The organism is Paludibacterium purpuratum, from assembly GCF_004363805.1.
GTDB classification, from domain to species: domain Bacteria; phylum Pseudomonadota; class Gammaproteobacteria; order Burkholderiales; family Chromobacteriaceae; genus Paludibacterium; species Paludibacterium purpuratum.
Genome location: NZ_SNZP01000006.1, coordinates 252,920 through 260,336, shown reverse-complemented (window position 1 = coordinate 260,336; position 7,417 = coordinate 252,920). Strand labels below are relative to the sequence as shown.

Sequence of the window (7,417 nt, the reverse complement as noted above, 5' to 3'; positions counted from 1 at the left end):
TGGGTCAACATAACGGCGGCGCAAAGCCGCCACGTTACCCCAGGTGGGTCAGTTTTCGGTTGTCGAGGTGGGTCAGTTTTACACTGTCGCTAACACATCAACGGTTCAACGCCAGGTATTCGGGGAGGAGTCGCTCGACCCGGCTACAAATGGGTAGCGGTTAGGCCTTGGCTGATGCTCATGCCTATGTGCTAACATGGCAGCCATCTGTCATGTTCAAGGCATTGGCTTTCTGCCGCAATTGCTAAGCTGAGCGATAACAACTCCTCTGCAACTGCCGTTCGCCAAGACGCATCCTAGAACACAGTTGGGTAACTTCCTCGAAGTTGATTAATGTTATTGCTAAGTCTTGCAACGGAAATCTCACTGTGCCACCTAAGCCTATCCCTCGCCCATCTATCCTCGATGAATGCACACACCTTGGAGCCTTTAACAGCGAACGCCGTTGGAGATCTCCTGATGGCGAGCGTCTATATACATGGGACTCGCTACACGGAGAGATCGAGGTCTACAATAAACGTGGACGCCACTTGGGCGTTGTAGATCCCGTAACGGGCAACCTTATTAAAGATGCCGTTCGCGGAAGGAAGATTGATGTCTAACTTTATTGAGCTCTGCCTACAAGGCGACCGATTGCCTGAAGAGATTGATGACTATGTGGACGCTTGGCATGATGGGGAAACCGCAGCTCCGCTCCATAAATTTCTTGGTATGACGCGATCTGAATACAATCTATGGATAGTGGAACCCTCAGTCCTTCCTTTTATCTTGGATGCCCATCGCACAGGTAAGGACGCGGCAGATCTAATCGAGCAATTTAATGCTCTTCCTATGGCTGCGCGAGCCGAGTCCTCGAAGAAGGCTCTTAAACTTGCGCACTGGCTGAAGGAAGAGGGCCTGTGGAATTAGTTCAAACTCCACCGGCCAAGTTCGCCCAGCGAATGTTAGAACGGTATTCACTATACCCTCCTGTTGATGTTCGCTCGATGCTTGAACGATATGCTGAAGTAATTGATGCTGCAATTCCGATTCCTGGAATCGACGGCGTCTGTCTCAATCTCAAGGTGCCGGGCAAGAAAGTGCGAGTCGTAATTAACTCGGAGAATCCGCCTCTTAGAAGGCGGTTCACCGAAGCCCATGAGCTCGGCCATGTTATTATTCCATGGCACAGGGGGACAATCGTCGATCATGTAAACCCCGAGCATGTTGAAGAGAAGGACGAGTATTGGGCTTTTGAGGATGAAGCCAACCAGTTTGCCGCGGAACTACTCATGCCATCAGCATGGCTCGCGCAGTTGCTCGGGTCTACATCGGATCTCAGTGTTTGCCACGCACGCATTTGCCGTGAATGCGAAGTTTCAGCGCACGCAGCCTACATAAGAATGAGCGCGCTCCTCCCACCAAACATTGTATTCATCTCCGAAAAAGGTGGCGAGGTTGAATTTTCGGGGCGCACTATTGGTACGCTAGCCAGCCTTCCCTCTTGGGGGAGCTCGTTTGACGCTGGTGCCTACCGCTACTCGATTAATCACTATTCAACAAGCCTTGGGAATCGGAAGCTACATTGGTGGCAACTTCCGGACAAGATCGAAGCAGTAGCAACTGATCCTCGACCGTGGCGAGAAATATTGGATGATATCGTCAACGATATAGGTGTGCCGGACGATGACCGTAAGTGGTTCAAAATGTCAGTAAATGGAATTTTATCCGCTGCAAATAGTGCAATGAAGCGAAATGGAACACATACAAAAGATGCTGTGATTGCTGCCTGTCTGCAACGTTTTAATGATAGAAATAGTCTGACTGCTTTTGTGGATCATCCGGAATTCATGGAGTTTGTGATAAAAAGGGCGGAAGAGCTCACGGCGTGACACCAAGCTCCTAGCCGCTTGAGTATCTAATTTATAATGTCGAGTATCCGTATACAAAACCATTTTAAGAAAATGGCCACCAGAAAAAGGGCCAGGTCTTTCTTTTGGCACTCTCAGCTAAATGTGGCGCCTGCAACAGGAAAGACCTGACCCTTTGTGCTCTTTGTGCTGGGAGGAGACGACCAGCAGTCTTAGATCAGTTCGGGGTAGATGATTTCACCATGAAGGCAACACACTAGTCGATGATCGGAGACGTGAAACAAGGTGATGTCCTCCGGGTCTTGCTTGCCAAGAAAAAATACCCAGCCTTTGACGTTCGAATTCTTCTTGCTTGCCTCAATCGCTTCTTGCTTGCCCACGTCCATTTCGATGCGAACGGATCGACGCTTGAATTCGCTCCAGTCATGCCAGTTGATGCGCAATCGATGGGCTTTTTCAGGAATCAGGCGGCCATTGGATTCTCGCTCCCCCGCATCCAGCCATACCTCCAGGAAGGCGTCTGTCTCAACTGGTTTACTCCAGCGTATCGGCGCGTAGAAGATGTGAATATCTGGATAGCGCTGAAGCGTGTTGCTGCGGAGGCGTTTGAATACCGATATAAAGTTCGTCCCGTTAACGCCAGGGATTTCAAGAGGCAGATCTCGGTCATATGGCAGGTTGATGAATGCCCTGCTGATCGGACGAATGGTATTAGCAGAGCGGCGCCGGGAATGGGATGATGATGCTCCTGTACTGCCATGCGTGCTTTGAACTACGGATTTTGTGCCAGAAGTACTTGAAGCTCCTGGGTCTACAATTTCTCTCTCATCTAACAGGACAAGGCGAGAGGGATAGGAAGCTGGGAAGCCATTGAGCGGGTGAGTCAGACGCTCTGTCTGACCGCGCTTCACCAGCTTTTCCTCGCCTTCCACATCGCAATCCTGATAGTGGCCATTCTTGGCGGAGAAGTAAGGACGCGGCTTGTTGGTCGGCTTATACGATGCAGGAGTCACCTTAATGCCACATCCACGGCAAATGTAACGCTCATGATCCACGTTTTCGATTTGCCAGAGTTGCTCAGCTTCAACAATCGTACCCGTCAATTTGTCCTGTGCGCTATCCATCATTCAGACCTTGTCGTTGTCATGGTAATTTCGATTTTGTGATGAATGGCATGATTTCAAGATGGGTCGCTGTTAAAAATTCACAATGGACGGAAATGAGTGGAGTCGCCCTCTATCTCAAGCTTGGGCTTTGACTGTCCAGGCCAAGCTGATTGCGCAGCCAGAAGCCTTGGGCCTTTGATGATTAGGGAGGATCTCTGTCTAGAGTCCTTTGTACACCGGTTGTAGATAACGACACCGTAGACAGGCAGGTTTAGGCGATCTGCTGTATGTCTATACGATGCACCAGCAGTTTGTCGACCGAATCTGCCATCCAGTCACCATGCATGGAATGACAGGTTTTCGCGACAAAGCAGACAGCCCAAGATTTGCAGTGCCGTGTCAGCTGAGTGGGGCTAACTCCAGTTAGCCCACATGCGCACAAAGTGTGCACTATCTTTGGCTTTTCATTTTAATCAGTGTCAATATTTCTCGGTGTAGCTACAACCTGAAGTTGGCTTGAGGCTGGATTAGAAATTACTCTAGGAGGCTCTGTGACAAGCATTCAAAAAAAGATGGCTCTGTGTAAGCAGTGTAAAAGTAAAGTACCAAGTGGGGCGAATATATGCTCAATATGTAATAATTATCAAGATTGGCGTCGCTTTATTCCAATTTCCAATACAGTACTTGCCCTTCTTACGGCACTTGTTTCTGTTATCGCAATTGCAGTACCTTCGATTTACAAAATAGTACATAAGCCCCGCTCAGAGGCAGTACTGATGATGCCATCAGTAGACGGGACAACACTTAGGGTTGTCGCAGTGAATCGCGGCGATGCACCAGCCTCACTTGCAAAAGCGTGGGTAGACAGTCAATATTTAGCGGCTGCTACAAAAATAAGATTGAGAAATGATTCTCAAGCGATTATCAATCCAGGAAGTCAGTTGCTTGTATTTGATATAATTCCACTTCTAGACGAAGCCGATTCTTATCGCAGTTCTTTGGAAATTCTAGGTACTTTAATTAAAAACAAACCAACACCACGAACTGAGATTCGATTTCTTGTCATGCAATCTGATGGACGTTCTGCTGTTCAAGCAATTCTATTGGATTCCGAACAGTTATTTTCGCTACTGCGTGCCAATTCTGACCGCTGCTCAGCCATCAAGATCGTTAACTTCGAAAATGGATGTATTGGTAGTGGATCGCCGTTAAAATAGCTGGAATAGGGGCAGGTCTTTCCTGTTGCATATGCCTCATTTTGCTGAGGCTGCAACAAGAAAGACCTGACCCTTTTCCCCCCTTGATGGCATACCAGCCGTCTATGGCTTCGCGCACTGCTTGCGGCAGTGCTTCGCAATTCATCGATCGTTTTCTCATGACTGGCGCTTTATTGGTCACCGGTATACACGGTACGGAACTTGAACAGGCCGATGCCGTTGTATTTGGCTTCATTGACGCTATCTGCGATAAAGCCCGCCATCGAGTCGTGCACGTATTTTTCCAGGAAGCTTTCAATCGCTGGTGTCAGATGACGTGTATCCATGGCGGCGGCCACCGTTTTGGGGTCGGTTTCCGGCATGATGCTGGCGGGAATCGGTACCCCGTTCTCCGGCATGGACGGCAGGTTCTTCTGCAGCGCTTCGTCTTCCTTGGCGGCCTTGGCCGCCGCGCGCGACGGCTGATAGTCGGGCGCCATTGGGTCGCCGGCATGCAGCTTGCGCAAACCGTTGATCAACGAATCCTGGGTGATCTGCAAATACCCTTGGTGCTGGCGACTGGCCGTGCGGTAAGGGGCGCGCTGGGTAAACTCCTTGCGGTACTTGAAGCGCAGGCTGAAGTACAGAGCCATGTGCCGGCGGTGCATTTGTTCCGTTGGGCCAGGCGCGACCTTGGCGTCGCGCAGGTAAGCGTTGAAGTCGGCAATCACCTGCTGAGTCGGCGTCAGCAACTGCTGTATCTGTTCGGTCAGTTGATTGAGAGGCTGCAGCGGCACGCCAGCCTGGCGGGCGGCATCGTACATGCGCCGGCCGGGAATCACGCACAGCTGACCGTTTTGTTCCGGCAGAATGCCCAGTGCGCCGCTTGGGTAGCCGCCGCCGACATCAGAGTGCGCACCGGGGTACATCACTTCCAGCGCATTACCCGGATAGTGACTGCCGCGCCGCACGCTATCCGACGGGAAGCAGGCACGCACCTCATGGCCGGCGACAAAATGCAGACACTGCTCCACCGCCGGGTGGATGGTCAGGTTGTGATCAGCCCAAGCCATATGGCCGGTGGCCGGTAAATTGTTGGGCAGCAACGGCGCGAGACCAACCGAGGCCACGGTGTCGAGAATGCCCAGGAATTGGGTACGTAGCGCGATACCGGCGAACGTCCAGCCACCGTTTTCCTTCTGGCAGAGCTGGTACAGCCAATTGACGAAGGCGCGCGCCTCGGTTGCGCCGCGCGAAAAGCCGAACACCGACAGATTGATCTGCGTCACCTGCGGTTTACGGCCTTTGAGCGCTTTTTGCAGCTTGTCTACCCACGTCGAAAACGTGGCTTGCCGCATGATCTCGCCAAGCTGACCCGTGGCCAAGACGCGCGCCAGGGTATCTTTGATTAAGAACCCGCCTTGCGTGACATAACGATATGGCGCATTCACCAATTGCGTCAGCGCCCATAGAATGCGCGCCTCGCCGCCGGCACCTGCACCGCCGCCCAATGCGCCGCCCTTGTCGCCGATTTCCGGAAACGGCGTGCCGACCCCGGGCATATAGAAACGAAAGTAACCCTCATGCTGCTTATCGCGTGCCGTCAAAAACAGGCGGGCGATATTGCTCGGCTTCTGCTTGCCGCCTGGCGCCTGATAATAATCGGCATTGATGTTGTTGCCGGTGCCATCGAAGAACAGCATGACATGGATCTGCGCTTGGCACTTGGCTCCCTCCTTGCCGCTGACGCAAGCCAGCGCCTGGGCGCGTTGCAGTTGTTCGCGCGGGCTCAAAACCCGCTGTCCGGTCGGGTAGGGGGCCGGATTGTTAGTGCTCATTGCGAAGCGTCCTTGGGCTCTTGCGGATAAGCCGGTCGATAACTGGGATGCTCGGGGTAAAGCGCGCTCAACTTGACCAAGACTTGATCATTGGCCAGGAAGTGGATATCGAAGTGCTCCATGTCTTTGTGCTGATATTCCGGAATCGGCACCGTGCGGCTTTTCCAGGTCCCCTCGACAAAGACCTTGTCGCCGTTTTTCAGTACGACATTGCCGCTGGCATCGCGCTGGAAATGCCCACCCTGTAGCCAACTGATTTTGGCGGTCAAACCCGGCCGCCACTGGCTCGGCACTGTGACACAGCAAACCACGCCACCGCCGCCGCCCATCGCCGGTACGTTGAGAATGCCGCCTTGATCGTTGATGGCGATCGAGTCGATCGGTTTCGGGGTGTGGTTGACCGCCAGATAGCTGATCGACGTGGTATCGCTTTGGGGTAGCCATAAGCCCAGCAGTAATAGACCCAACACAAGCAGGGCACCACATAGCTGGAATGACCGTTTCGACAATGTCATTGAGGCAATCTTTCTATTAAGCAGCGCCTAAGCAACCGGCGCATTTTCCAATAATGGCGCCAGGGCCTCATCCAGCACATCCGGCGTCTGGCCATGTTTGGCGAGTAAGGCGGGCAGGCGCGAATCGTCCAGCAGCACGCCCTGACTGCAGCATACGGCGACCGCCAGGGTCAGCTGATCCGGCGCGTTGTCGATGCCATGTTCGGCCAATAATTCGCATGTGCGCCGCAGCCAGTCGTACAGCAAGGCGCCGGAGGAGGGCAGCAGCTCGACAAAGTCATCGTGCAGCCGATCCGCCAACATGTCCGGCTGAGCGGCTTGCAGTAGCGCGGCCAGTTCGCTATCGCTCAGCGTCCAGTCTTCGTCTTCCTCGACGGTATCGCCGGGTAATGGCAGGGGCAGCGTTTGCAAGCGGCCGGCGCGGTCAATGATCAGCCATTGCTCCAGCGGTGCGCATAGCCGCCGCCAGGATGCCGGTTCCAAGGCCTGTGACAGCGCGGCGCTGATGCGGGTATCGGCAAAGCGTAGCAGATAGCCTTGGCCGTCCGCTGTGGTCAGTTGCAGGCAGCGTAGCCAGGCTGCGCACAGTGCCGCCCCATCCTGACGGCTGGCGACGAAGCTGAGCATCGGCCGGCGTTGGCAGTGGCGCAGCAATGTCTGCCATGCCGTGGCGTCTTCGCCCGACCATTCGATCAAGAGCGGTGACACTTGGCGCAACTCTCCCCATTCGGGTTGGCCATACAGCGGCCAGACTGCGCCAGGCCGTGGGCCGGGTGGGCGGCGATGGTTGAAGCCGCTGTCCAGCAGCGCGAACCAGTTCAATCCGGCGGGGCTGGCATGGCGCTGTTCGCACAGCATTTGATATAGCTGCGGCATGTCCCCTTTATCCATCGCGAAATACATGGCGGCTTC

8 protein-coding genes are annotated in these 7,417 nt (G+C 53.6%); 4 read left to right on the top strand and 4 right to left on the bottom strand.

The genetic code is table 11. The features are described from left to right. Nucleotides 1-368: 368 nt before the first annotated feature. The 3 genes from DFP86_RS19835 to DFP86_RS09440 are packed head-to-tail and all read left to right on the top strand — an operon-like array spanning nt 369 to nt 1,871. Nucleotides 369-602, top strand: coding sequence for a colicin E3/pyocin S6 family cytotoxin (locus DFP86_RS19835; protein WP_133680532.1), 234 nt, complete (start codon nt 369-371; stop codon nt 600-602). Further along, entirely contained in the window at nt 595-909 is a 315-nt protein-coding gene (locus tag DFP86_RS09445) for a hypothetical protein (RefSeq protein ID WP_133680496.1), read from the top strand. The genes DFP86_RS19835 and DFP86_RS09445 overlap by 8 nt, the downstream gene beginning before the upstream one ends. Continuing rightward, the gene (locus tag DFP86_RS09440; protein WP_133680494.1) at nt 900-1,871 is read left to right on the top strand and encodes an ImmA/IrrE family metallo-endopeptidase; all 972 of its coding nucleotides are present in this window, start codon (nt 900-902) and stop codon (nt 1,869-1,871) included. Before DFP86_RS09445 ends, DFP86_RS09440 begins: the two co-directional genes overlap by 10 nt. A gap of 191 nt (nt 1,872-2,062) precedes the next feature. On the opposite strand, the gene DFP86_RS09435 is transcribed toward DFP86_RS09440, so the two are convergent. After that, nucleotides 2,063-2,977, bottom strand: coding sequence for a hypothetical protein (locus DFP86_RS09435; RefSeq protein WP_133680492.1), 915 nt, complete (start codon nt 2,975-2,977; stop codon nt 2,063-2,065). 530 nt (nt 2,978-3,507) lie between these two features. On the opposite strand from DFP86_RS09435, the gene DFP86_RS09430 reads away from it, so the two are divergent. Beyond that, complete coding sequence (locus tag DFP86_RS09430; RefSeq protein WP_208108283.1) at nt 3,508-4,173, top strand: hypothetical protein; 666 nt, start codon at nt 3,508-3,510, stop codon at nt 4,171-4,173. Nucleotides 4,174-4,343: 170 nt separating this feature from the next. On the opposite strand, the gene DFP86_RS09425 is transcribed toward DFP86_RS09430, so the two are convergent. From DFP86_RS09425 to DFP86_RS09415, 3 genes are read right to left on the bottom strand one after another with little or no spacing between them, the layout of a single operon-like run. Continuing rightward, the gene (locus DFP86_RS09425; RefSeq protein WP_243729351.1) at nt 4,344-5,990 is read right to left on the bottom strand and encodes a T6SS phospholipase effector Tle1-like catalytic domain-containing protein; all 1,647 of its coding nucleotides are present in this window, start codon (nt 5,988-5,990) and stop codon (nt 4,344-4,346) included. Next, nucleotides 5,987-6,505 (bottom strand): DUF3304 domain-containing protein, encoded by a 519-nt coding sequence (locus DFP86_RS09420; RefSeq protein ID WP_133680490.1) that lies wholly within the window; start codon nt 6,503-6,505, stop codon nt 5,987-5,989. The genes DFP86_RS09425 and DFP86_RS09420 overlap by 4 nt, the downstream gene beginning before the upstream one ends. Nucleotides 6,506-6,532: 27 nt before the next feature. Then, nucleotides 6,533-7,408 carry a DUF4123 domain-containing protein gene (locus DFP86_RS09415; protein WP_208108282.1) on the bottom strand — a complete coding sequence of 292 codons (876 nt, stop codon included), beginning with the start codon at nt 7,406-7,408 and terminating at the stop codon, nt 6,533-6,535. Between the last annotated feature and the right edge of the window lie 9 nt (nt 7,409-7,417).